This is a genomic window from Streptomyces milbemycinicus (assembly GCF_002154605.1).
GTDB lineage: Bacteria > Actinomycetota > Actinomycetes > Streptomycetales > Streptomycetaceae > Streptomyces > Streptomyces milbemycinicus.
This window is the reverse complement of record NZ_MUNE01000364.1, coordinates 1-19,295: the sequence shown is the minus strand read 5'-3', so window position 1 is coordinate 19,295 and position 19,295 is coordinate 1. Positions and strand designations below refer to the sequence as shown.

The 19,295-nt window shown below is 69.7% G+C and carries 20 protein-coding genes and 1 pseudogene; 15 read left to right on the top strand and 6 right to left on the bottom strand.

Features of this window, described 5'->3' with window-relative positions; translation table 11 throughout:
• The coding region (dgoD, locus tag CCN51_RS28000) for a galactonate dehydratase (protein WP_086860204.1) at positions 1–1,121 on the bottom strand (1,121 nt) is incomplete at its 3' end.
• Between the two features lie 154 nt (positions 1,122–1,275).
• Here dgoD and CCN51_RS27995 point away from each other — a divergent pair.
• The gene (locus tag CCN51_RS27995; protein ID WP_014174427.1) at positions 1,276–1,836 is read left to right on the top strand and encodes an alpha-ketoglutarate decarboxylase; all 561 of its coding nucleotides are present in this window, start codon (positions 1,276–1,278) and stop codon (positions 1,834–1,836) included.
• The gene (locus CCN51_RS27990; RefSeq protein ID WP_014174428.1) at positions 1,836–2,963 is read left to right on the top strand and encodes a hypothetical protein; all 1,128 of its coding nucleotides are present in this window, start codon (positions 1,836–1,838) and stop codon (positions 2,961–2,963) included. Before CCN51_RS27995 ends, CCN51_RS27990 begins: the two co-directional genes overlap by 1 nt.
• A gap of 227 nt (positions 2,964–3,190) precedes the next feature.
• Here CCN51_RS27990 and CCN51_RS27985 read toward each other — a convergent pair whose 3' ends face one another.
• The 3 genes from CCN51_RS27985 to CCN51_RS27975 all read right to left on the bottom strand — a co-directional run bounded on the left by CCN51_RS27985 (position 3,191) and on the right by CCN51_RS27975 (position 6,661).
• On the bottom strand, positions 3,191–4,900 hold the full coding sequence (locus CCN51_RS27985) for an IPT/TIG domain-containing protein (protein ID WP_014174429.1): 1,710 nt from the start codon (positions 4,898–4,900) through the stop codon (positions 3,191–3,193).
• Between the two features lie 153 nt (positions 4,901–5,053).
• A complete protein-coding gene (locus CCN51_RS27980) occupies positions 5,054–6,145 on the bottom strand; it encodes a serine hydrolase domain-containing protein (RefSeq protein ID WP_014174430.1) in 1,092 nt (363 codons plus the stop codon).
• A 3-nt stretch (positions 6,146–6,148) separates the two neighbouring features.
• Complete coding sequence (locus tag CCN51_RS27975; RefSeq protein WP_014174431.1) at positions 6,149–6,661, bottom strand: ArsR/SmtB family transcription factor; 513 nt, start codon at positions 6,659–6,661, stop codon at positions 6,149–6,151.
• Positions 6,662–6,970: 309 nt separating this feature from the next.
• On the opposite strand from CCN51_RS27975, the gene CCN51_RS27970 reads away from it, so the two are divergent.
• From CCN51_RS27970 to CCN51_RS27935, 8 genes are all read left to right on the top strand, one after another.
• Complete coding sequence (locus CCN51_RS27970; protein ID WP_014174432.1) at positions 6,971–7,813, top strand: hypothetical protein; 843 nt, start codon at positions 6,971–6,973, stop codon at positions 7,811–7,813.
• A 223-nt stretch (positions 7,814–8,036) separates the two neighbouring features.
• Positions 8,037–8,426, top strand: a complete 390-nt coding sequence (locus tag CCN51_RS27965; RefSeq protein ID WP_043486293.1) for a 6-pyruvoyl trahydropterin synthase family protein — start codon at positions 8,037–8,039, stop codon at positions 8,424–8,426.
• A 146-nt stretch (positions 8,427–8,572) separates the two neighbouring features.
• Entirely contained in the window at positions 8,573–9,202 is a 630-nt protein-coding gene (locus tag CCN51_RS27960; RefSeq protein ID WP_342749395.1) for a 7-carboxy-7-deazaguanine synthase QueE, read from the top strand.
• Positions 9,202–9,816, top strand: coding sequence for a GTP cyclohydrolase I (gene folE / locus CCN51_RS27955; RefSeq protein WP_106436331.1), 615 nt, complete (start codon positions 9,202–9,204; stop codon positions 9,814–9,816). The genes CCN51_RS27960 and folE overlap by 1 nt, the downstream gene beginning before the upstream one ends.
• Before the next feature lie 34 nt (positions 9,817–9,850).
• Positions 9,851–11,011: an IMP dehydrogenase gene (gene guaB / locus CCN51_RS27950; protein WP_014174436.1), complete on the top strand. Its 1,161-nt coding sequence runs from the start codon at positions 9,851–9,853 to the stop codon at positions 11,009–11,011.
• Positions 11,004–11,591, top strand: coding sequence for a phosphoribosyltransferase (locus CCN51_RS27945; RefSeq protein WP_014174437.1), 588 nt, complete (start codon positions 11,004–11,006; stop codon positions 11,589–11,591). The genes guaB and CCN51_RS27945 overlap by 8 nt, the downstream gene beginning before the upstream one ends.
• Entirely contained in the window at positions 11,588–12,853 is a 1,266-nt protein-coding gene (locus CCN51_RS27940) for a UbiD family decarboxylase (RefSeq protein WP_014174438.1), read from the top strand. Before CCN51_RS27945 ends, CCN51_RS27940 begins: the two co-directional genes overlap by 4 nt.
• A 14-nt stretch (positions 12,854–12,867) precedes the next feature.
• Positions 12,868–13,368, top strand: coding sequence for an NUDIX hydrolase (locus tag CCN51_RS27935; RefSeq protein WP_014174439.1), 501 nt, complete (start codon positions 12,868–12,870; stop codon positions 13,366–13,368).
• Here the strand turns inward: CCN51_RS27935 and CCN51_RS27930 are convergent.
• The gene (locus CCN51_RS27930; RefSeq protein ID WP_158104706.1) at positions 13,355–14,320 is read right to left on the bottom strand and encodes a carbohydrate kinase family protein; all 966 of its coding nucleotides are present in this window, start codon (positions 14,318–14,320) and stop codon (positions 13,355–13,357) included. The genes CCN51_RS27935 and CCN51_RS27930 overlap by 14 nt on opposite strands.
• 113 nt (positions 14,321–14,433) lie before the next feature.
• Between CCN51_RS27930 and CCN51_RS27925 the strand changes: the two genes are divergently transcribed.
• On the top strand, positions 14,434–15,726 hold the full coding sequence (locus CCN51_RS27925; protein WP_078610353.1) for an MFS transporter: 1,293 nt from the start codon (positions 14,434–14,436) through the stop codon (positions 15,724–15,726).
• Positions 15,727–15,756: 30 nt separating this feature from the next.
• Entirely contained in the window at positions 15,757–16,470 is a 714-nt protein-coding gene (locus tag CCN51_RS27920; RefSeq protein ID WP_014174442.1) for an HAD family hydrolase, read from the top strand.
• Positions 16,471–16,743: 273 nt separating this feature from the next.
• Here CCN51_RS27920 and CCN51_RS27915 read toward each other — a convergent pair whose 3' ends face one another.
• Positions 16,744–17,616: an NmrA/HSCARG family protein gene (locus CCN51_RS27915; protein WP_043486295.1), complete on the bottom strand. Its 873-nt coding sequence runs from the start codon at positions 17,614–17,616 to the stop codon at positions 16,744–16,746.
• Between the two features lie 186 nt (positions 17,617–17,802).
• Here CCN51_RS27915 and CCN51_RS27910 point away from each other — a divergent pair, with 186 nt between their 5' ends.
• The 3 genes and pseudogenes from CCN51_RS27910 to CCN51_RS27900 form a co-directional block, all read left to right on the top strand.
• Positions 17,803–18,273 carry a MarR family winged helix-turn-helix transcriptional regulator gene (locus CCN51_RS27910; RefSeq protein ID WP_043489324.1) on the top strand — a complete coding sequence of 157 codons (471 nt, stop codon included), beginning with the start codon at positions 17,803–17,805 and terminating at the stop codon, positions 18,271–18,273.
• A gap of 147 nt (positions 18,274–18,420) precedes the next feature.
• Positions 18,421–18,891 (top strand): hypothetical protein, encoded by a 471-nt coding sequence (locus CCN51_RS27905; protein ID WP_014174445.1) that lies wholly within the window; start codon positions 18,421–18,423, stop codon positions 18,889–18,891.
• Positions 18,888–19,295, top strand: a pseudogene (locus CCN51_RS27900) (transcriptional regulator); the annotation flags it as partial. The gene CCN51_RS27905 and the pseudogene CCN51_RS27900, both read left to right, overlap by 4 nt.

The following is a 19,295-nucleotide window of genomic DNA, read 5'->3' as shown; positions in this document are numbered from 1 at the left end:
GGGTGCCGCCAGATCGGGCCGCGCCAGTCGGGGGCGCGTCCGTCGGCGGCACGTACGGCCCGCTCGTCGACCTCGATACCGAGGCCCGGGGCGGTGGGGCGGGCCAGGTGTCCGTCGTGGAAGCGGAACACCTCGCGATCGACGACGTAGTCCAGGAGCTCCGCGCCGTCGTTGTAGTGGATGCCGATGCTCTGCTCCTGGATCAGGAAGTTCGGCGTGGCGAAGGCGATCTGGAGGCTGGCCGCGAGCGAGACCGGGCCGAGCGGGCAGTGCGGCGCGATCGGGGTGTCGAAGGTCTCGGCCAGCGAGGCGATGCGCCGGACCTCGGAGATCCCTCCGGCGTGGGACAGATCGGGCTGAAGGACGGCGACGCCGGCCCGGAGGGCGGGCAGCACGTCGGTGCGCGAGTACAGCCGTTCGCCGGTGGCGATGGGCACAGGCGAGCAGGCGACCAGATCGCCGAGCAGATGGGTGTACTCGGGAAGGACGGGTTCCTCGGCGAACAGCGGATTGAAGGGCGCCAGATGCGGCAGCACCTTGCGGGCGTTGGCGGCGGTGAAGCGGCCGTGGAAGTCGACGGCGAAGTCGCGGTCGGGGCCCAGCGCCTCCCGCGCGGCGGCGGCCCGGCCCACGACGGCATCGATGTCACGGACGGTGGCCAGCCGGGTCATCCGCCCCGAGGCGTTCATCTTCACCGCCGTGAAACCCGCCTCGACCTGGGCGGCCACCGCCTCCCCGAGCCGGTCGGGCTCATCGCCGCCGACCCAGCTGTAGGCGCGGACCCGATCCCGTACGGGGCCGCCGAGCAGCACATGGACGGGCACGCCCAGGGCCTTGCCCGCGATGTCCCACAGGGCCTGGTCGAGCCCGGCCACCGCGCTGGAGAGCACCGGGCCGCCCCGGTAGAACGACCCCTTGGTCATGATCTGCCAGTGGTCCTCGATGCGCAGGGCTTCCTTGCCGATGAGGAGTTCGGACAGCTCATGGACCGCGGTGCGCACCGTGGCGGCGCGCCCCTCGACGACCGGCTCGCCCCAGCCGACGATCCCTTCGTCGGTCTCCACGCGGCACAGCAGCCAGCGTGGGGGGATGGCGAAGGTCTCCACACGGGTGATGATCAAGGAAGCGCTCCCGGTTCGAGGAGAGTCCACAGGCGGATATTAAATATTAGTTAATGTGCTCTGCCAAGGAGTCGCATTCGAATGCATGTTTACCGGTGACGGAGCGCTCACGGCGCTAATCTACGTACGCTGTCGTGCACACAACGGGGGTGTCATGAGCGACAACGATCTGCCGGAGCCCAAGGACGACCAACTCCCCCTGCCGCCGGGCTCATCGGAGGGCGGGCTCCTCGCCCCGCCGCCTCTGTCGGCCCAGCCGGGGAAGCCCAACATCTACGACCCCAACGCGCCCGCGCCCAAGCGCCCCCTCGCCCCCGGCGTCCAGGGCCCGGTGCCGCAGAACCTCGCCATCGCCCCCGGTGTGCTGCGCGGAGCGGCGGGCAAGGCGGACGAGGTCTACGACACCCTCCACAAGCAGGCGGCGTCACTGGAGGAGCCGACCTCCACCGCGGTCAAGGGTGTGCACGGCCTCCAGGTCGAGAGCGCGCTGAGACGGTCACACAAGCACTGGGAGGAGCAGGCGGGCACGGTCACCGCCTGGCTCGCCCATATCTCGGAGAGCCTGCGGGCGGCGGCCGATATCCATGTGAAGCAGGATCTGGGCACGGCGTACTCGTTCGGCCAGAAGGACCATTCCCCGCTGTACGGCGGCGGTCAATCAGGTCTCTCATATCCGGCCGGCGACCCGTCGTTCTCGTCGATCTCGAGGTACTGATGGCCACCTTCTACCAGGAGTTCCGATCGGCCGACTTCGGTGGTCTCGACACGCTGGCCACGAAGTGGAAGGGCGTCCACGACAAGATCAAGGACCTGGACGACAAGATCCGTGACGAGGTGCTGAGGCCCCTGAAGGACAAGGGGTACTGGGAGGGCATGGCCGCCCCGTACGCCTGGACGCAGATCGACGACATCCAGCGCCAGGTGACCGCCGCCACCAAGGTGGCCGACGGTGTGCGCAGGGCCGTCGAGGACGGGGCCGGGGAGCTGAGGGCCGCCCAGAAGCGGCTGAACGAGGCCGTGCGGGAATTCGGCGAGCAGGGGATGTACATCAACCCCGAGAAGGCCCAGGTGGTCCTGTCCGCGGACTGCACCCCGGAGAATTACGACGCGGACGACGTGAAGAAGGTGAACGCCGCCCAGACCAGGCTCAACGAGATCCTGCGGGAGGCGTTCGAGGCCGACCAGAACCTGTCGATCACGCTGATGGAGAACGTCGGCCTGGAGCTGTGGTTCAACACCGGGCAGGTCCGTACGGACGTCAACCACACCAGCGGCATCAGCACGGACCGCTACGACACGCTCGGCCGGGACATGGGCGGCCTCGATCCCTTCCCGTCGACCAACCATCTGACGCCGCGCACCCTCGCGACCAACTGGGTGGCCGGGACGGGCGACGACCACTACTTCTTCTCCCAGCACGACCCGTTTGTCGAACAGCTCCGCAAGAGCGAGAGCATGGACGACATCCGGAGCCAGACGCTCGCCGGATGGAAGGCGGGCAGCGGAGAGGGCCAGCTCGCATACCGGCTCAAGGACAAGTCCCTCCTGGGCACATTCCTGGAGGACGCGGCCGGCATGTCCGGTCTCGACAACCTTTGGGGCGGCGACACCAACGAGGCGCAGTCCCTGCTCGGCTCCTACAACGTGGATTACGTCGTCAAGGGCACCGACCCCGATGGCAAGCTCATCGTGCAGTACACGCTGCACAACGACACCGACATGGAGTCGTTCCTGCCCGGGTACTCGGGCTGGCAGCGGCGGTTCAACCATGGCTCCGGGCCGACGGCGGACATCAAGGAAACCATGGTCTGGACCGAGCGCATCGACCCGGACGACCACTGACAGGCCCGCCTGGCAGACTCGTCCCCGGCGAGGAGGGGTTCGGGATCGTCGAGCTGACCTTCTGCCAGGGCAGCCCCGAGGACGATGTGCCCCACGAAAGCCAGGAGCTGCTGGTCGGTGGCACCCCGCGGATCCGGTCCTGTTCCACCAGGTGGACCCCGACAACTGCCCCGATCCGGTGTTCCGGCAGTAGCTCCGGAACACCGGATCGGACCCGGGCCGGGGTTTCAGCCCGGGCTCTCCACGTACGTGTAAAGGCCCGAGGAGGCGCTGCCGCCGACGGTGGTGACCGCGATGTTGACGGGCCCGGCGACGGGGTGGGCCGGCGCGGTGGCGGAAACCGTGTTGTCGGAGACCACGGAGAAGTACGCCGGGACGCCGTCGAAGGTGACCGACTGGGCGGTGGCGAGGTTGGCGCCCTGGATGGTGACCTGATTGCCGCCCGAGGTCGGGCCCTCGTTGGGGCTGGCGCTGTTCAGGGTGGGTGGGTCGACGTAGATGAAGGCGAGGCTGTTGGAGGTGCCGCCCGGGGTGACCACGGTCACCGTCACCGGGCCGGGGCCCGGGACCGCGGGGATGTTGACGGTGAGGGAGGTGTCGGTGCCGGACACGATGGTGGCCAGGCTGGGACCGAAGTGCACCGCAGTGGCCCCGGCCAGGTTGAGGCCGGTGATGACGGCGGTGCCCCCGCCGCTGGTGGGCCCCTGAGCGCCGCCCACACCCCCGAAGGGGCTGCTGGTCACGTTGGCGCCGAGGAGGACGGGCGTGGGGCGGTAGGTGAAGGTGCCGAAGCTGCCGGTGCCGCCGGCGGTGGTGACGGTCACGGGGACCGTGCCGTAACCGGGTGGGCTGGAGACGGTGACCGAGGTGGAGGTGTTGGCGAGGATCGTGGCGGTGGCCGTGCCGAAGTGCACGGCGGTGGCGCCGGAGAGATTGTGGCCCCGGATGATCACGGTGGTGCCGCCGGTGATCGGCCCGGCACTGGGAATCGCCTGCGGTGAGATCACGCTGACCGTGTTGGCGAGGGAGTTGGTCACGTACAGCCGGGTGGAGTCCGCGGTCACCACGACGCCGAGCGGACCGTCTCCGGTGGGAAGGGTGCCGAGGACCGCGTTGGCAGCGATGCCGATCACGCTGACGGTGTCTTTGTCGAGATTGGCCACATAGGCGACGGTCGCGTCCGGGCTGATGGCCACGGACCGCGGGGTGGGGACGGGGATCGTGGTGGTGACCGTGTTGGTGGCCGTGTCCATCACGGCGACGAACTGAGCGCCGGCGGTGCTCACATAGGCACGGGTGCCGTCCGGGGTGATCGCCACGAGCACCGGGACGTCGCCGACCACCGTGGTGCTGGTGACGGTGTTGGTGGCGGTGTCGATCACCCTGACCGAGCCGTCGGCAGTGGAGGCCACATAGGCACGGGTGCCGTCGGGGGTCACCGTCACTCCGACCGGGCCGGGACCCACGGGGACGGTGGCGGTGGCCGTGCCGGCGGCCGTGTCGACCACGCTGACGGTGTTGTCCTGGAAGTTGGCCACATAGGCGCGGGTGCCGTCGGGGGTCAGCGCCACCCCGATGGGTCCGGCGCCCACGGCGATGTTCGCCACGACCGTGTTGGTGGCGGTGTCGATCACCCCGAGCGACGCGTCGCCGAACTGGGTGACGTAGGCGCGGGTGTTGTCCGGGGAGACCGCTATGAGCGATGGCCCGGCGTTTGTGGGGATGGTGGCGGTGACGGTGTTGCTGACGGGATCGATCACACTGACGGTGTTCGACCCCTGGTTGGCGACGTAGACATGTGCGCCGTTCGGACTCAGGGCCAGTCCCTGGGGAGTGACGCCCACGGGGATGGTGGTGCCGGCCGCCAGGAGGGCGGGGTCTCGCAGCGTTTGCCTTTCGGCGGCCAGGAGCAGGGGGGATTCGAGCAAGGCGGTCATGGTGTGTCCCTGGGAGAGGGGGCGACAGCAGGCGGAAGCTGCTTATCCGCCCCAATTCCCTGATCTATAAGGCATGTAACCTTTGCAGAATATGTGTTCTTATATGAAACTCCTGTCCCTTCAGGGCGCCTTCGGGAAGCTTTCAGGACACCCTCACGACACGTCGAGCTCGCCGAGCAGGCTGAAGGTGAGGGCGTCGACCGGCCGGGGGTCGGTCGCGGTCTGCTCGCTGTAGGTGTTCACCATCATCACGGCCGCGCAGTCGCTCTCCCGGCTGAACGCCGCACAGGTGCTGAATCCGCCGGTGCCGCCGTTGTGCCAGGTCAGGGTCCGGCCGCTGGACAGCCGGCTGAGGTGCCAGCCGAGCCCCAGCCGCAGATTGTCATCGGCCGTGAAGTGAGGCCGCTGGGTCAGCTCGATGGCAGCTCGCAGCGGGGAGCGCTCCGGGCGCAGCTGGGCTCCGAGGAAGCGCACCATGTCGTCGGCGGTGCTGTACATCGAGGTGCCGGCCGCGCTGAGGACATGGTCGTGCCAGTCGGGGACGGGCTGTCCGGCCATATGTCCGACGGCCTTGCGGGATGCCATGTCCGGCCGCAGCGTCGTGGTGGTGTCCGTCAGGCGGAGCGGGTCGGTCACCCGGCGTCGCAGCATCGAATCCACGGCGCCGAAGGCCAGCGCCTGGCCGAGGAGGCCGAACCCGAGGTTCGAGTACGCGTAGATGCTGCCCGGCTCGGTGGCGAGCGTGGTCTCGCCGAGGCCGCTCGCCAGGTCGTCCAGTGTGTAGCGGGCGTACGGATCGTCAGGATCGGCGCCGGCGAGCAGATTCGGCGGCAGCGAGGGCAGGCCGGAGCTGTGAGTGGCCAGATCGGCCAGGGTGATCCGCCGCGACCCCCGGTGCGGTACGGGGAACCCGGCGGGCAGGGCCAGCGGTGCGTCCAGGCGGGTGGTGCCCGCGCATACGGCGCGGGCCAGGGCCGTGGCGGTGAGCGTCTTGGTGATCGAGCCGAGCTGGAAGACGGTCCTGCCGTCCGGCGCCGACGCGCCGGGGCCCTCTCCCCCGCCCGCGACATGGGTGCGGGTGCCGTGGATGACCCCGCAGACCACGCTCGGGCTGCCGGCGTCCAGCGCCCGGCTCACATAGCGGCGCACCAGGGCGGGCAGGTCGTCGGCCGCCGCGGCGTTGCCGGGCAGCAGTGACGCCCCCGCCGCCGTTGGCGCCACGGTGAGGAACTTCCTCCGCTGCATGGGTTACTCCCCTGTCGTTCGGTTGCTTGTCGGCACCACCGCGGACAGCACGATGAGCAGCGGCACCACCTTGCCCGCGGGGACCTGGTAGTGGCCGCGCCCCTCGGCCTGAAGCCAGCCGGTGGCGGTGAGTTGTTTGAGGTGGTGGTACAGCTGGCCGGTGGTGTGCAGGCCCGCGGCCTCCTGGAGCTCCGCCGCGGACCGGGTGCCGCACAGCACGGCGCGCAGCAGGGTCAGCCGGACGGGGTGGCCCAGCGCGGCCAGCGACGCGGCGCCCTCCGGCCAGTCGGCCGCCAACAGCCGGTCCGTCTCGGCGCCTTGCTGCCATTCGTATCGCTCGCCCGTCGGCAGGTTCAGCGCACCGGTGAACAGCACCTGGCCGGGCCCGGTGAGGCGGCGGCGCAGCCCTTCGAGGGCCCAGAACACCTCGTCCCGCTGCGTCTGCGGCTCGGCTTCCAGCCGAGACACCCGCTCTTCCAGCGCGGTGAGCCGTCGCTCCAGGGACTCATCAGCCATAGGACGGAGATTACGGTATTCCGTAATAACAGAGCAAGTTAAGGATCAGATCCCAGCTCAGGGCTTCCGCTCGACCAAAGAACACAAGCGACCCTCAGTAAAGGTCGGATGAAAGAGCGTTCGGAGCCTTGACGGGTGTATTGGTCCAGTCCATGGTGGGAGGCGTTCCGGCGTGCCCCGGGGGCGGGACCGAGCCGCACCCCGCCGCATGCCACGCACCTTCACGTAGGACCGCCCTGGCCCCTTCATCGCGGTCCGTCCGCACCGCGTGTGTCATCGGTTGACATCCTCAGAAGGAAACCAACGAACATGACCGAACACGCTCCACGCCATTTCAGCCGTCGGGCGGTACTCGGCTCCATGACCGCAGCCGCCGTCGGCTCTTCGCTCGCCATCGGCCAGACGGCCTCGGCGGCGCCCGGCGCACTGGCAACGCCTCGCGCGCCGCAGCTGCTCTGGCACCCGGACCCGGCCGGCGACGGGCTCAAGGCATTCGAGGGCATCGAGGCCGACCGTGGAAACGCCCATCCCGACCGGGACTACGTCGTCATCGAGGGCGGTGACCACTACCGCTTCAACATCTGGAAGGACGACCGGGACACCACCGGCGACGGGGACCGTCAGCGCACCGAGTCCAAGGGCATGGTGCAGGGCGGCACCAAGCTGAAGATGCGTGACGGCGAGACCTGGAGCATCAGCTACGAGATGTTCATGCCGACCTCGCTGCACGGCACCAGCAAGTTCACGCATATCTTCCAGACCAAGACGCCGGTGGACAACGGGGGCCCGTACGTCGTCCTGGATCTGGGCCGCAGCGGCAGCACGGAAACCCTGCGGGCCCGTGCCTACGCCAACTCCGGGTCGCCGGATATCGCCTCGACCAATCTCGCGCCGCTGCGCAACAAGTGGATCACCATCGAATGGACGTTCACCATCGGCTCGAGTGGCAAGGCGGGATTCGTGGCCCGCAATGGCACCGGTTCCAGCGCTCCGGTGGCGGTCCAGGGCAGTATGTCCAATGTGAAGATCCCGGATCAGGACGACTATGTCCGACCCAAGTGGGGCATCTATCGATCGGTCGAAAGCGCCTCGTCGGACATCCTCGACACCTACTTGCTCTTCCGTAACTTCAAGGCGTCGAAGGGTACCTGAGTCTCCGGCAGCAGTGTGAAATCAGTGAATGTGGGGTCGGTGGCAGCCGGCCCCACATTCTCATGTTCACGACAGCCGGTCAACGGTAGGTCAAGCGTAAAGGTCCGGATGCCCTCTTGTGATCCTGCGTGCGCTCGGGAATGCTCGTCAGGGTGTTAAGCAGGAAAGCGGAGTAGAGGGTTTTTCTGCTCCCTGTTCACTTGAGCGAGGTGAAGGGTTCATCATGCTCACCATCACCAAAGAGTTTCACTTCTCCGCAAGCCATCAACTGGATCATTTACGGTCCGGTCACCCTTGTGGCCGACTGCACGGCCATAACTATGTGGTCGTCCTGGAACTGTCCGCGGCGCCGGAGGATCTGACACTTCCGGGTTTCGTACGGGACTACGGCGACCTCTCCGCCTTCCAGAAGTGGGTGGACGGGACACTGGACCACCGACATCTCAACGATGTGCTGGACGGGGTGAATCCCTCGGCCGAGAACATCGCCATGTGGCTCCACGAGAGGTGGGTCAAGGAGTTCCCCGAACTCACCGCAGTACGCGTGTCGGAGACCCCCAAGACCTGGGCGACATACCGCCCTTCCCTGGGCGGAGCACACACGCCCGAGTGACCGCGGACCGGGGTCCGGTCCTTGATGGAGGACACGAGAGGGGGTGGTGAACATGATGGCACCGAAGCTCGTGGTCAACGAGATCTTCGGGCCCACCTAGGGCCGTACAGGGAGAAGGACCCTCAACGGGCACGTCCTGCGCCTTTCTGCGGCTGGGCGGCTGCAATCTGGATTGCCGCTGGTGCGACACTCCGTACACCTGGGACTGGAAGGGCGTCTCGGACACCGGGATCGCCTACCGCCCGGCCGAGGAACTGCACGCGATGGACCCGGCCGATGTGGTTGAGCGGCTGCTGGCCTTCGGCGTCGGGCTGATCGTCATATCCGGCGGTGAACCGCTCAACCAGCAATCCAGGCTGGAGCCCGTGATCCGCGCGCTGCGCGAGGCGGGGATCGCGGTGGAGATCGAGACCAATGGGACGGTGGCCCCGCAGGCCGCGCTGGCCGCGGCGGGAATCCGGTTCAATGTGTCGCCGAAGCTCGCTCACTCGGGGATCGCCGAGAAGCGCCGGATCGTCCCGGAGGTGCTCGGCGAGTTCACCCGGCTTCCCGGCGCGGCCTTCAAGTTCGTCTGTGCGACCGCGTCCGACCTGGAAGAGGTGGACGCGCTGGTGGCGCGGCACTCGCTGAAGAACATTTGGATCATGCCGCGCGGACAGTCCCCCGAGGAGATCGAGGAGGGCATCCGCACACTCGCGGACGAGGTCGTCGGCCGGAAGTGGAATCTGTCCGGGCGACTGCACGTGACCATATGGGGCAGCAAACGAGGTGTTTGATGAGCAGTGGAATTGACGAATTGCCGGGGGACGAGCAGATCGCACCGAGCGTGGCGCCACAGGATCCCCTGGAAATACTCGCCCGGCAGCTCCTCGTGGAGATCGGTGAGGATCCCGAACGGGAGGGGCTGCGCGACACTCCGGCACGCTACGCGCGTTGGTGGCGCGAGTTCACCCAGTACGCTCCGGGCTCGACCGACACCGTCTTCGAGTCCAACTGCAGCGGTGATCTGGTGGCCGTCTCGGGCATCCATGTGTGGTCGCTGTGCGAACACCACCTCTTACCGTTCTCGTGCCGGGTGACCATCGGCTACCTCCCCCGCGGGCAGGTACTCGGCCTCAGCAAGTTCGCCCGGATCGCCCATCAGCATGCCCACCGGCTGCAGTCGCAGGAGCAGTTCTCGCAGGACGTCGCGGACGACATCGAAAAGCTCACCGGATCCCCGGACGTCGCCGTGATCGGCAAGGGCGAGCATCTGTGCATGGCCATGCGCGGCATCCGCACCCCCGCCACCATGACCACGGCGGTGTGGCGCGGTGCGCTCCAGGACAGCGCCCTGCGCACCGAGTTGCTCACCCTCACCAGCGAATCGTTCCGCGGCGCCGGCTTCTGAGCCTCGCCACCCTTTGAGAGGAGCAGATATCTCGATGCGCGTAAGTGAACCTCCGCGGACCGGGCTGAGCTTCGACGATGTGCTGCTGGTGCCCCAGCGCACCCCGCTGACCAGCCGTCGCCAGGCCGACACCTCCTCGGAGCTGCTGCCGGGCGTCGTGCTGCGCACGCCCGTCATCTCGGCGAACACCCAGTGGTGCACGGGCGACCGGATGGCCCTGGCCATGGCGTTGAACGGTGGCCTGGGCGTGCTGCACCGCATGCAGACGGTGGAGCAGCAGCTGGGGCATCTGGACGCGGTCAAGGCACACCGGCCCGAGGAAGGTTCGGCGGACCGGGCGACCCGCGCCGCCGACGGCCGGCTGCTGGTCGGCGCCGCGGTGGGCGTCTCCGGCGACTGGCGGGAACGCGCCGAGCGCCTGGTCGAACACGCGGTGGACGTCCTCTTCGTGGACGTCGCCCACGGCCACAGCGACCAGGTGATCGACGCGGTGGCGAAGCTGCGGGCCGCCTACCCGCGGCTGCCACTGGCCGCGGGAAACGTGGCCACGGCAGCGGGGGTCACAGACCTCGCGGAGGCCGGCGCCGATGTGGTGAAGGTGGGCATCGGCCCCGGCGGGGTGTGTACGACGCGGCTGGTGGCCGGAACCGGGGTCCCCCAGCTCACCGCCGTCATGGACTGCGCGGCCGCGGCGGCCGAGCGCGGGGTGCGGGTGATCGCGGACGGCGGCATCCGGCAGTCGGGCGATATCGCCAAGTCGCTGGCGGCCGGGGCACACGCGGTCATGCTGGGCTCCGCGCTGGCGGGGGCCGATGAGAGCGCGGCCAGCCCGGTGACCCGGGACGGACGCTCGTACAAGGTCAGCAACGGGTTTGTCTCCCTGGGCATGAAGCTGACGCTGCGCCATGCGGCCGGCGAGAAGATCACCCGGGAGGAGGTCGACGACTATGTGCCGGAGGGCACCGAGGCGACCTTCCCCGCCACCGGCCCCTTGGCCAGAACGCTGCGCCAGCTCATGGGCGGGGTGCAGTCGGCGATGAGCTATTCGGGGGCGCGGGACATCACCGGCTTCCGGGAGCGCGCCGAGTTCATCCGGGTGACCTCCGCGGGCCGGGCGGAGAACCGTCCGCACGCACGCGAACGCTCGGAGCAGATCGACATCGACCATGTCACCCAGGCGGTGGGCAATGACTGACTCCGGCGGCACGGCGCGGCCCGCGGTGGCCGGTGAGCGGCCCGGTATGTGGTCCCGGCAAGGGCCCTACCTCCTGGACTGGGCCTCCTTCGGGGAGCTGGTCGGGGACATCGCCACGCAGATCCGGGACGAGGACTTCCGGCCGGACGCGGTGCTGGCGGTGGCCCGTGGCGGGCTCACCCCGGCCGGTTTTCTCACCTGCGCCCTCGATGTGCCCGTCCAGCACACCATCCGCGTGCGCAGGACCGCGGACGACACCCGTTACGCCGCGAAGCAGGCACCGGTCATCGACATGGGCACACCGCCCGCACTGGGCCCGGGAGACCGGGTGCTGGTGGTGGACGACATCGTCGGCACCGGCTCCACGGCCGAAGTGGTGCTGGCCTATCTGGCGGACGCCGGGGTGGCCCGGTCCGATGTGCGCTTCGTCTCGGTGGTCCGCAACCACCAGTCCGGCTATGTGCCCGACTACTGTCCCGCGGTGATCGATGACTGGATCGTCTTTCCGTGGGAGACCGACCGGGAGAGCACCGCGGACTGCCGGCCGTTTCCCGCCACCGCACGGGAGGCCCGCCCATGACGGCCGGAGGGCCGCGGGGTCTGCCCGGCCGCGGTCTCGTCCCGGTGGACAGCGCGGCCGAGCTGTCCCTCCCCTCCTGTTACGACGCGGTGGACCTGTACACCTGTGACGCTCCGCTCAGCAGCCGGGTCGAGGTGGCGCGTACCCTCGCGGAGTTCGAGAAGGCCCTGGGGACGCGTCCGACGACGGTGTTCACAGGCGTCGTGGAGCGCCCGGGCGGCCGGGTGCTCGGCCACCCGTATCCGCGGGCGGTGCTGCTCGCCGCGCTCGGCACCACCGAGGAGAAGCGCCTGTCGGAGATGTCCGACCGGCTGGCGGGCCCCGCGCACCCCCTGCGCGAGGACCGAAGCGGCGGTCTGCGCGAGGAGTTGGGCGATCTGCTGTACGCCCTGCCGATCCTGCAGCACCGCCCCGGCGACGCGGGCCCGTACATCACCGCGGGCGTGGGGGTGACCACCCGGCCCGACGGAAGCGGGGTCAACCTCGGCTTCTACCGGATCCAGGTGGTGGCACCCGACGAGGTCCGGATCTTCCTGGACCCGCGCACCGACGGCCACCGCAATCTGCTGGCCTGGCTGGAGACCGGGCAGCCGATGCCCATCTCCGTGTTCCTGGGCGCGGATCCGGCCATCTGCGTGGTGGCGGCCTCACGGCTGCCCGCCGAGGGCGACGATTACGAGATCGCCTCCCGGCTGCTGGGGCGCCCGCTCGGGCTCGGCGGCAGCCCTCCGGTGCCGGACGACGCCACCCATGTCATCGAGGGACACGTCCTGGCCAGGGACGAAGTCGAGGGGCCGTTCGGCGAGTTCAAGGGCTATTACGCGGAGGCCCGGCGCAGCAATGTGATGACCGTCAGCAGGGTCGCCGCCGTGCCCGGGGCGCCGTTCCCCACCATCGTGGCGGGGGCCACCTCGGGTCTGACCCTGATGAGCTTCCAGAACGAGTATCTGATGTACGCGCATCTGCGTGGTCAAGGTCACCATGTGCGGTCGGTACGCTACTCGCTCAAGGCCAGGGGGGAGTTCGTGGCGTACATCGAGTCCGACGAGCCCAGCCAGGAGCTCGTCACGGAGGCGATGGCGTTCGATGTGCGCTCAAAGGTGATCATCTGTGGCCCGGACCTGTCGAACCCCGGGCAGGCGCTGGCCACCTACGGATTCACCACGCGGACGGAACCGTATCGCCGCAAGGGGAAGGTGGAGGGGGAGCGCGTGGGCCTGGCCTTGGTCATTCCGCCCGAAGGGCGGCCCACCGAGTACTGAATGAGGACATCAGCATGAGCCGTTTCGACCGTGTGCTGCCCGCCGCCCTGTTGGTGGTGCCGGGGCCCGGCCGTACCGTGACCTTCGTCCACCAGCTCAAGGGGCCGTACGCCGGGAGCTGGCTGCTGCCGGGCGGGGGCATCGAGCCGGGCGAGGCGGTGGAGGAAGCGGCGCGGCGGGAGGCCCACGAGGAGACCGGCATCCTTGTGGACTCCTGCTCGCTCTTCGCCGTCTACGAGTTCACCGGCAAGTGGGATCAGGGCAACTACCACTTGCTGATGTTCGCCTGCCTCGCCGACCGCGCGTACGAACTGCCCGAGGGATTCTCGGGGCACAACGTGGGCGAGGTCCGGCAGGGCAGCGTCGACGACTTCCCGATGCACTCCACGGATCTGAAGATCCTCACCGACGCCGGGCTCGCGTCGTACGACCACGAGGTCATCGCGCGCGCTCTCGCCGAGGACGGCATCACGATGCGCGCCCACCGCGTGGAGTCCACCGTCAGCTGCGGGTGACGCTCGCCGCCCGGACGAGGTCCGACGACAGGGCGTGACAGGTGCTGTGCGGGCAGGCGATGGTCACCCGGGCCGCGCGCAGCCCATGGGCCAGGGCGTCCCGCGGCGTCCGGCCGGCCACCAGGGCGACGACGAGGGCCGAGGCCAGCGCGTCGCCTGCGCCCGTGTCATCGGTGCATACGCCCGGCTCGGCCGGGAGGTGCACCGGCCCGGGGGCGGTCGCGGCCGCCAGGGCCGCCCCGCGGGCGGCGTCGGTGACCACGACCACCCCGGGGCCCCGGCTCATCAGCAGCTCGGCCTGCTCGGCGGGCCGGGTGGGCGCGCCGGGGTCCTGTCCCAGCAGCGCGCCCGCCTCCCTGGTGTTGAGGACCAGTACGTCGTAGCGGGGCAGCAGATGGGCGCGCGGCCCGAAGTCGGCCTGCCGGGTGGGCAGACAGCACACCGGGACCGCGTGCCGTCTGGCCTGCTGCGACACCCACACCAGCAGCTCCTCGTCGAGCCCGCCCTCCATCACCACCGCCCCCGCCGTGGCGATGCGCGCGGCCAGCTCCGGACCGCACAGCGCCCTTCCCAGGGCCGGGTCGGGGAGGGCGATACGCGAGGAGATCTGCGATCCGTGGGCGTCCAGCGTGACGTCGAACCGTCCGACGCCGTCGGCCACGCGTCGTACGTGGAGGGCGACGCCCAGCCGGGTCAGGGCGCCCTCCAGCTCCGCCGCGTCCGCTCCGAAACCGGACAGGCCGGTGAAGGTGACCGGGTGGCCGAGCCGGGCCGCGTTCGTGGCGACATTCCGGCCGACGCCGCCGTGGTGCCGCTCCATGGACCACACCGTTTCGCCGCGGCCCGCTCCGTGTTCGAGCAGCCCCGCGGCGAAAAACTTACGGTCCATCACCAGGGAACCGAGCACAAGAATGCCGGAGCGCGGCACGGACCCGTCTTCTGCTGCCACCATGTCGAGCGATACCCCCCTGAGTTTCCGCACGATGTATGTCGTTGGTCGACCCGTTGACGCGTTGACCCGTTGACCCGTTGACCCGTTGACCCGTAAGGAAAGGTTTTTGACCCATGGGCAGGAAGAGCGACACCACCGATACCGCAGAAGCAGGGATTCCGGAATCCGATGAGCAAATGAGCCAGGCATATTGGTGGTATTTCGCTTTAATTTACCTGTCGGGCGTCATGGCTGCCACCAGCATCGGCAGAATCACGCCCGTATCCATCGACCTCGAGGACGACTTGGGGCTCTCTCTGGGACAAGTGGGCCTGGTCGCCTCCTCGGTGACCGCCGTGGCCGCCGTGCTGGGGCTGGCGGTGAGCGTCGTACTGCGCCCCCTGGACCCGAGACGGACGCTGATCGGCGGCCTGGTGGTGATGGGGCTCGCGGGGCTGCTGGTCTCCCGGGCCGGCGGATTTCCGCTGCTGCTCGGCGGGCGGCTGGTGGAGAGCGTGGGCTATGTGGTCGTCGTGATCGCGGCCCCGGTGCTGATCCTGGGGCTCGGCGACGACGGGCGCCGCACGGTGGCGCTGGCGGTCTGGGGCACCTTCATGCCGGTGGGGCTCGCGCTGGGCGCGTTCGGTGGCGGGCTGCTGTCCGCGGGGTTCGGCTGGCGGGCCTCGCTGACCGTCGCCGCGGCCGCCACCCTCGCGGTGGCCGGTGCGGCGCTGTACCTCCCCGGGGCCGGCGCCCGGGCGGCCGGGCCGGAGCCGGAGGGGCCGGCCGATGGGGCGGTGGCAACGGAATCCCGTCATGGGGATGGGGACGGCTCCGGTGATCGCCGGGCGCGCGCCCGCAGGCTGGCCCGCCCGGTCGCGCTCGGCGCCGGCTTCGCCACCATCAGCGCCACGATCGTCACCTTCGTCGCGCTGTACCCCACGTATCTGCACGACGAGTTCGACGTGCCCACCGCGGCGGCCGGCACGCTCACCGGAAGCGTGTCCTTCGCCGGGGTGGCGGGGGGCTTCGCGGCGAGTGTGCTGCTGCGCCGTGGGGCGCGCATGAAGTACCTTTTCACGGCTGCCCTGTTGATGCCGGCCGGCGCCTTCGCGGCGTTCGGTTCGACGGGCGGGCTGGGCATCTCGATGACCAGCGCGGTGCTGATCGCGGTCACCAACGAGTTGGTCGTCGCCACCGTCTTCGCGGCCCTCCCCCTCGTGGTGAGGACCAGCGCCGACGTCGGCATGGCCAACGGCGTGGTGGCCCAGCTCGGCAGCGTCGGATCGCTCGCGGGACCGCCGCTGGTGGGTCTGGTCGTCACGGCGGCGGACGGATGGTGGGCGGTGGGCCCGACGCTGCTGGTGGGGTGCGCGGTCGGCGTCGTGCTGCTGCGCGCCGCGGTGGGCAGGGGACAGCAGGCGTAACCGGTTCGGGCGGGAAGGGCGAGGAGCAGCATGACCATCAAGTACGTCGTCTTCGACTGGGCGGGGACCCTCACTCCCTGGCACACGGTGGACCTGGGGGGCATCTGGCTGGAGACCGCGCGCGAGATCGACCCGGCCGGCGCGCCGGACCTCGCCGAGCGCCTGTTCCAGGCCGAACGGGAGCTGATGGCCCGCTGCCGGGACACACAGAGCTCGGCCACCCTCGACGAGGTGTTCCGTGCCGTGGACGTGGTCCCGGACGGCACGGCGATCGCGACCTACCGAAGGGCCTGGGAGGAGCACACCTACCTCGACCCGGACGGCTCGGAGCTGCTGCGCACCCTGCGCGAGCGGGACCTGGGGGTCGGCGTGCTCTCCAACACGCTGTGGTCGGCCGACTGGCACCACGAGATCTTCGAGCGGGACGGCATCCACGACCTCATCGACGCCGCGGTCTACTCCAGCGAAGTGCCCTGGACGAAGCCCAATCCGCTCATCTTCGAGCTGATCGCCGAGCGGCTGGGCGCCGAGGACCCCGGCTCGTGCGCGTTCGTCGGCGACCGGCTCTTCGAGGACATCTACGGTGCCCGGCAGGCCCGTATGCGCACCATCTGGGTGCCCCACAGCGCCATCCCCGACGAAGAGCGCGGATCGGACTCGGCGGAGCCGGACGCCACCGCGCACACCCTCAAGGACGTGCTGACGGTGCTCGACTCCTGGGCGGCGCAGCAGCCCACCAGTTGACCGCGTACGTCGTTTCCCGGCCCGCTCTTCGGGCCGGGAAACGACGGGTTTCCTTCCGTCGGTCGCGTCGGGGCGCGCCCGACACCCGCTAGCCGGACGCCGCCACCGTCCGGGGAGGTCGCGCTCGGTGCGCCATCATGAACGTCCCGAACCGTCGGCCGACGGAACCGGCCGGCGAAGCGGCCTGTCTCGTCGTGTCCATGATCGCGAGTCATGGCATGCGGGGTCGTGGTCGAGGCTCGGCCTCTTCGCCACAGGGCGCCTGAGCAGGTGTCAGAGGTCCCAGGCGCGGTCGGTGGCCCATTTCTCGAGGGTGTGCCAGCCGACCTCGGGGTGGTCCCGGCGCAGTCCGTCGATGTCCACGTCCAGCCCGGTCTCCTGGAAGTAGCGGAACATGGCGGCCAGGTCGCCGGAGTAGCTCTCGGCGACCGTCAGCGGCACCTCCCGGTGGCGGATCTCGCGACCACTCGCGGCGCCGATCGCGGCGGCGATCTGCTCGGATGTCCGCCACTGCGAGGCGATGTCGATCCGGCGCCCGCCGAACTCCGCGGGGCAGTTCAGCGCCAGGGCCGCGAAGGCGCCGATGTCCCTCGCGGCGATCAGCGGCAACGGGCGCCCGGGCGGCATGGGCAGCGCGAAGACACCGTCGCGGAGCGATTCCATGGTCCAGCCGTTCGCATAGTTCTCCATGAAAACACCGGGGCCGATCACAGTCCACGTCACATCGAGGGTGGCCAGGTGTCGCTCGATCCGCCACTTGCTCTCGAAGTGCGGGATGCCCGTGGACCGGTCGGCGTTGGCGGCGGAGGTGAACACGATGTGCCCCACCCCGACGGCGACCGCCGCGTCCAGCAGGGCGGTCCCTTGGCGGATCTCGGCGGAGAGGTCGCTGCCGAACGGTGTGGACATCGCGAAGAGCGCTCCGGTGCCGGCGAGCGCGGCGGTCAGGGATGCCTCGTCATCGAAGTCGGCCCGGACCACCTCCGCGCCGAGAGCGCGCAGTTCGGCGGCGGCGGGTGTGGCGGGGTCGCGGGTGAGCGCGCGGACCGGACGGCCGAGCTGAAGCAGTGCGCGGGCCGCGGCGCCGCCTTGGGCACCGGTGGCGCCGGACACGGCCACCGGGAGAGATGCGTTTATCTGCGTCATGCAGAGAACGTATGACACATTGACTGCGTGGCGCAAATATTTATTGGGCGAACCGTCCGGCGAGGGGCGGCGACTAGGATGTCTGCGTGGCGCAGCGGACGCGGGGCAATTTCGTCCGCGCCCCGTATGGAGACGCGCCGCCCGGAGACGCAGCACAACGACATAGAGGCGCGGGAGGCCCTGCCGATGGCACACGAAGACCTGATGACGGAGCTGAGGTCGGCATCCCGGCGCTATATGGCCTCGTACATCCTGTTCAACCAGGCGGTGGCGGACCACCTGGGGATGCACCCCACCGATCTGCAGTGTCTCAACCTCCTCACCCTCGAAGAGGGCCCCGTCACCACCGGGCGGATCGCCGAACTGACCGGGCTGACCAGCGGTTCGGCCACCCGGCTGGTCGACCGGCTGGAGAAGGCGGGCCAGGTCACCCGCCGCCGGGACGAGCAGGACCGGCGGCGGGTCCTGGTGGAGGTGGTGCCCGGGGCGATGGAACGGTTCGGCGCCGTGTGGCGGGAGCTGGGCGCGGGCTGGGAGGAGCTGTTCCACGAGGACAGCGAGGCCGATCTCGCCGTGCTGCTGCGCCATATGCGCAGGACCACCGAACTGGCACGCCACCAGATGGCCCGGCTCGCCGAGCGGTCCGCCGCACACTGACCCGACCGGGCCGCGGACCTTACTACAAACACCCCGTCGTTTCGGAGCATTGCCGGATTTCCCTCCCCTGAGCTGAACGGTGCGTAACCTCGCCGTCACTGGCGAAACGCCGCCGGTGCGACACGGGCCACGCTGGAGGGGAGCCGCATGCCCGGAATCGACGAGTGTCTGCTCGAAGCCATGACGGTGAACGGTGCGCGCGGAGCGGCCGTGATCGAGTGGACCAGCGGACTCGCGCTCGGCATGGTCGGTGAAACACGTGACGACGACCCCGAGACCACCGCCGCGGAGACCGCGGAACTGGCCCGCTTGGCCGCCGAGCAGACCGCGTTCGCCGCGTTCGTCGAAAAACAAGACAAGAACACGGCCACGAACACAGCCACGGACCCGGACACGGCCGAGGTGGCGGAGGCGGACACGGGCGCCGGGGCGGCCGGGGACTCCCCCGTGGAGGACGTCATCGTCACCACCCGCACCTGCTACCACCTGCTGCGCTTCGTCGACACGGCCTTCGACAGCGGTGTCTTCCTCTATCTGTGGCTCGACCGCCGGGAGGGAAACCTGGCGCTCGCCCGGATCCGGCTGCGCGATCTGGCCCGGCGGCTGGCGCTCGTATGAGGTCCGGCAGAGCCCACCGCCCACCCGGCCTCGCCGAACTCGCCACCGAGCGGGCCAGCGGCGCCCTGCTGTGCGACGCGGGCACGCTCTATCTGACCGAGGGTCGGGTCGTACACGCCGAGAGCCCCTTGGCGCCCGGTATCGATGTGCTCCTCACCGCCTGCGGGCGGCTCTCCGTCGACTCGTGGCGGGACGCGGTTGACCGGAGGGCCGCGCTCGGCGGCGTCGGCCGGTTCCTCGTCGACAGTGGCCGGCTGTCGGACGCGGAGCTGGAGATCTGCCACCTGGGCACGCTGTTCGACGCCGCCTACTTCGCGCTGGGACCCGGCAGTGCACCGCGGGGCTTCTATCGGGGCGCGGCCCACTGGGCGTACCGGGCCCAGCCAGTGGGCCGCGCCCCGATA

Coding starts and splice junctions, on each gene's coding strand:
- CCN51_RS27995 (WP_014174427.1), top strand. CDS start 1,276: ATGAGCGACAACGATCTGCCGGAGCCCAAGGACGACCAACTCCCCCTG.
- CCN51_RS27990 (WP_014174428.1), top strand. CDS start 1,836: ATGGCCACCTTCTACCAGGAGTTCCGATCGGCCGACTTCGGTGGTCTC.
- CCN51_RS27985 (WP_014174429.1), bottom strand. CDS start 4,900: ATGACCGCCTTGCTCGAATCCCCCCTGCTCCTGGCCGCCGAAAGGCAA.
- CCN51_RS27980 (WP_014174430.1), bottom strand. CDS start 6,145: ATGCAGCGGAGGAAGTTCCTCACCGTGGCGCCAACGGCGGCGGGGGCG.
- CCN51_RS27975 (WP_014174431.1), bottom strand. CDS start 6,661: ATGGCTGATGAGTCCCTGGAGCGACGGCTCACCGCGCTGGAAGAGCGG.
- CCN51_RS27970 (WP_014174432.1), top strand. CDS start 6,971: ATGACCGAACACGCTCCACGCCATTTCAGCCGTCGGGCGGTACTCGGC.
- CCN51_RS27965 (WP_043486293.1), top strand. CDS start 8,037: ATGCTCACCATCACCAAAGAGTTTCACTTCTCCGCAAGCCATCAACTG.
- folE (WP_106436331.1), top strand. CDS start 9,202: ATGAGCAGTGGAATTGACGAATTGCCGGGGGACGAGCAGATCGCACCG.
- guaB (WP_014174436.1), top strand. CDS start 9,851: ATGCGCGTAAGTGAACCTCCGCGGACCGGGCTGAGCTTCGACGATGTG.
- CCN51_RS27945 (WP_014174437.1), top strand. CDS start 11,004: ATGACTGACTCCGGCGGCACGGCGCGGCCCGCGGTGGCCGGTGAGCGG.
- CCN51_RS27940 (WP_014174438.1), top strand. CDS start 11,588: ATGACGGCCGGAGGGCCGCGGGGTCTGCCCGGCCGCGGTCTCGTCCCG.
- CCN51_RS27935 (WP_014174439.1), top strand. CDS start 12,868: ATGAGCCGTTTCGACCGTGTGCTGCCCGCCGCCCTGTTGGTGGTGCCG.
- CCN51_RS27930 (WP_158104706.1), bottom strand. CDS start 14,320: ATGGTGGCAGCAGAAGACGGGTCCGTGCCGCGCTCCGGCATTCTTGTG.
- CCN51_RS27925 (WP_078610353.1), top strand. CDS start 14,434: ATGGGCAGGAAGAGCGACACCACCGATACCGCAGAAGCAGGGATTCCG.
- CCN51_RS27920 (WP_014174442.1), top strand. CDS start 15,757: ATGACCATCAAGTACGTCGTCTTCGACTGGGCGGGGACCCTCACTCCC.
- CCN51_RS27915 (WP_043486295.1), bottom strand. CDS start 17,616: ATGACGCAGATAAACGCATCTCTCCCGGTGGCCGTGTCCGGCGCCACC.
- CCN51_RS27910 (WP_043489324.1), top strand. CDS start 17,803: ATGGCACACGAAGACCTGATGACGGAGCTGAGGTCGGCATCCCGGCGC.
- CCN51_RS27905 (WP_014174445.1), top strand. CDS start 18,421: ATGCCCGGAATCGACGAGTGTCTGCTCGAAGCCATGACGGTGAACGGT.